Origin of the sequence: Nonomuraea sp. NPDC050691, from assembly GCF_040654455.1 — a bacterium.
Classification (GTDB): Bacteria; Actinomycetota; Actinomycetes; order Streptosporangiales; family Streptosporangiaceae; genus Nonomuraea.
In genome coordinates this window covers 1-3,575 of sequence record NZ_JBFAIA010000326.1, presented here as the reverse complement: position 1 = coordinate 3,575, position 3,575 = coordinate 1, and the positions used below count along the sequence as shown (strand labels likewise).

2 protein-coding genes are annotated in these 3,575 nt (G+C 71.7%); both read right to left on the bottom strand.

Annotated elements, in window-relative coordinates; all coding sequences use genetic code 11:
- Window positions 1-87: 87 nt before the first annotated feature.
- Window positions 88-2,373, bottom strand: a complete 2,286-nt coding sequence (gene glgB, locus AB0H81_RS44250) for a 1,4-alpha-glucan branching protein GlgB (RefSeq protein WP_358388371.1) — start codon at window positions 2,371-2,373, stop codon at window positions 88-90.
- Between the two features lie 117 nt (window positions 2,374-2,490).
- A complete protein-coding gene (locus tag AB0H81_RS44245; RefSeq protein ID WP_358388368.1) occupies window positions 2,491-3,471 on the bottom strand; it encodes a copper amine oxidase in 981 nt (326 codons plus the stop codon).
- Window positions 3,472-3,575 lie beyond the last annotated feature (104 nt).

Here is a 3,575-nt window from a genome sequence, read left to right as displayed (position 1 = left end):
CTTGCGCCCCGGCCGCGGCCGCCGACGGCTCGCGGGCGCGACGCGACGCGGCGCCGCGCCGCGCCCGGCATGTTCCCCTGGGACGCCTCAGGAGGCGGGCGGCTCCTCGGCGAGCAGCGGTTCCGCCTCCCCGGCCACCGCCGGGGCCGCCGCGGACTCCGGGGCCGCCGTCGCCGCCGTCGCCGCCGTGGCCGTCTCGCCGGCGAGTGCCGGCTGCTCCGCCTCCGGCGCCTCCCTGCTCAGCCACACCACGCCCAGCGGCGGCACCCGCAGCCGGGTCGAGTACGGCAGCCCGTGCCACGACTCCTCGACCGCCTCCACCGAGCCCAGGTTGCCGACCCCGCTGCCCCAGTAGTCGTACGCGTCGGTGTTGAGCACCTCGGTCCACTGCCCGCCGTACGGCAGGCCGAGGTGGTAGTCCTCGTGCGGCGCGCCGCTGAAGTTGGCCACGCACGCCACCGCCGACCCGTCCTCCGCGAAGCGGACGAACGAGAACGTGTTGCCCGGGGCGTCGTCGGCGTCGATCCACCGGAACCCGGCCGGGTCCGTGTCCAGCTCCCACAACGCGGGCGTGTCACGGTAGAGCGCGTTCAGGTCGCGGACCAGCCGCTGCACGCCCTTGTGCCCGTCGAACTCCAGCACCCACCAGTCGAGCCCGCGCTCCTCCGACCACTCCGAGCCCTGGCCGAACTCGCCGCCCATGAACAGCAGCTGCTTGCCCGGATGCGCCCACATGAACCCCAGGAGGGCTCTGAGCTGGGCGAAGCGCTGCCATTCGTCGCCCGGCATCTTGCCCAGCAGCGAGCCCTTGCCGTGGACCACCTCGTCGTGCGACAGCGGGAGCACGTAGTTCTCGGAGTAGGCGTAGATCAGCGAGAACGTCATCTGATGGTGGTGGTACTGCCGGAAGACCGGCTCATGCCGGAGGTAGGCCAGCGTGTCGTGCATCCAGCCCATGTTCCACTTGAACCCGAACCCCAGGCCGCCCAGGTGCACCGGCCGCGAGACGCCCGGCCAGGCCGTCGACTCCTCGGCCACGGTGGAGATGCCCGGCTCGTCCCGGTAGGCGACGGCGTTCATCTCCTTGAGGAACTCGACGGCGTCGAGGTTCTCGCGCCCGCCGTAGATGTTCGGCGTCCACTCGCCCTCGCGGCGCGAGTAGTCGAGGTACAGCATCGAGGCCACGGCGTCCACCCGCAGCCCGTCGACGTGGAACTCCTTCAGCCAGTACAGGGCGTTGGCCACCAGGAAGTTGCGCACCTCCCTGCGGCCGAAGTCGAAGACGTACGTCCCCCAGTCCGGCTGCAGGCCGCGCTTCGGGTCGGCGTGCTCGTACAGCGGGGTGCCGTCGAAGCGGGCCAGGGCCCAGTCGTCCATCGGGAAGTGCGCGGGTACCCAGTCGAGCAGCACGCCGATGCCGGCCTGGTGCAGCCGGTCCACCAGGAAGCGGAACTCGTCGGGCTTGCCGAAGCGCGCCGTCGGCGCGTAGTAGGAGGTCACCTGGTAGCCCCACGACCCGCCGAACGGGTGCTCGGCCACCGGCAGCATCTCCACGTGCGTGAAGCCCATGTCGCGCACGTACTCGACGAGCTGGTCGGCCAGCTCCACGTACGACAGGCCGGGCCGCCACGAGCCGAGGTGCACCTCGTAGACGCTCATCGGGCCGCGCTGCGCCTGCTGCTCGCGCCGCCGCGCCATCCACTCGGCGTCGTCCCAGGCGTAGGAGGACTGGTCGACCACCGAGGCGGTCTGCGGCGGCACCTCGGTGCGGCGGGCCATCGGGTCGGCCTTGTCGCGCCACACGCCGTCGGCGCCGAGGATCTGGTACTTGTACCGCTCGCCCGGCCCCAGGTCGGGGACGAACAGCTCCCACACCCCGGAGCGGCCGAGGGAACGCATCGGGTAGGCGGTGCCGTCCCAGTGGTTGAAGTCGCCGACGACCCGGATGCCGCGCGCGTTCGGCGCCCAGACGGCGAACGCCGTGCCGTCCACGTCCTGGTGCCGCATGACGCGCGCGCCCAGGGCCTCCCACAGCCGCTCGTGCCGCCCCTCGCCGATGAGGTGCAGGTCGATCTCGCCGAGCGTGGGCCAGTGCCGGTACGGGTCACGCACCTCCTGCGGCTCCCCGCCGGCGTACTGGACGCTCAGCGTGTACGCGGGCACCTTGTCCAGGCCGGGCACCGTCACCTCGAACACCCCGTGGGCTTGGTGTTTCAGCTCGTGAGCCGTCCCGTCCTCCAGCACCACCCGCACCCGCTCGGCCAGCGGGCGCAGGGTGCGGAACGTCACGCCCCCCGCGACCGGGTGCGCGCCCAGGATCGAATGGGGATCGTGGTGCGCCCCGCCCGCGAGGCGGTCGAGCTCTGTCCTCATCGGCATGCTCCCAACCCTGCCCTACGACGACCGTCCAACCCAGCCACTGCCCGCTTTCACGGCGACAATCACCGAAAGTTGGGAATACCTGGTGTATGTCAGGGCACGGCCGGGGCTTCAGGGACTGGGGTTCTTCGCCGTGACGTCGCGCGGGACGACGCGGAAACCCTGCCAGTGCACCGGCATCGGATCGGCGTCCTCGTCGCGGGCCACGTGGTGGAAGTCCACGTTGACCCAGACCACCGGGTCGCTCAGCCGCTCTCCGCTCACGTAGCGGTCGACGCTGTCGCGGCAGCGCGGCAGCGGGTTCTGGGTGGCCAGGCGCTCGCACGCGTGGTACTGGGTGACGTACAGGTCGGCCCGGGTGAACGCCTCGTCGGCCGGGCCGCGGTACTCGGCGCTGTCGGAGTTGTCGATCTCCCAGGAGACCGGGTGCCGGTCGGCGTTGAGCGCCCTGGGGTCGAGGACCCGCCACCAGCGCATGCGCCGGTTGACGGCCCTGGTCTCGGTGGCGAAGCGGGTGCGGACCATGGACCGGCGCTTCGTGCCGTTTCCCGCGAAGTCGTACTGCTCCACGGCGTCGCGGGTGCCGCCGTTGACGTCGAAGTCGAGCCGCCAGAAGACGTTGTGGCTGTGCGACTCCTCGAAATGCCGCCGCCCGACGCCGATCGGCCAGCCGTGCCGGGGCGTGGTCACCGTGCCCGCCAGCGAGCCCGTGGCCCCGAGGCGCGGCGTGATGGAGCCGTCGTCGCCGAACACCCACTCCGCGACGTACGCGTACCAGCCCACCTGGTAGCCCGACAGCACCACCAGTTCCTGCCCCTGCCGCGACCTGCGGGCCTCGTCGTCGCCGAAGCCGTCCTTGAGGTGGGCGTGGCCGCGCGCCCTGGTGGTGACGCACACGTACGAGCCGCGCCGCTCGCCGCCGGGGCAGTCGGCCGCGGTCAGCGCGATGGCGGACTCGCCGAGCGAGCCGAGGTCGTGGTAGCGCGGCTCGCCGCTGTCGTACGGCACGTGGATCTGCGCGAGCGCCGCGCTGCGCAGCACGTTCTGCGGGCCACCGCCCCTCGGGGTGTAGACGACGTGGCTCAGGGTCACACAGGTGCAGAGCGAAGTTTCTCTGCGCCTGTGGGGCGCTCCTAAGCCGAGCGAGGCACTGCGTTCATCTCGAGCGGAAGGTAATCATCGACCCTGAAGAGGTG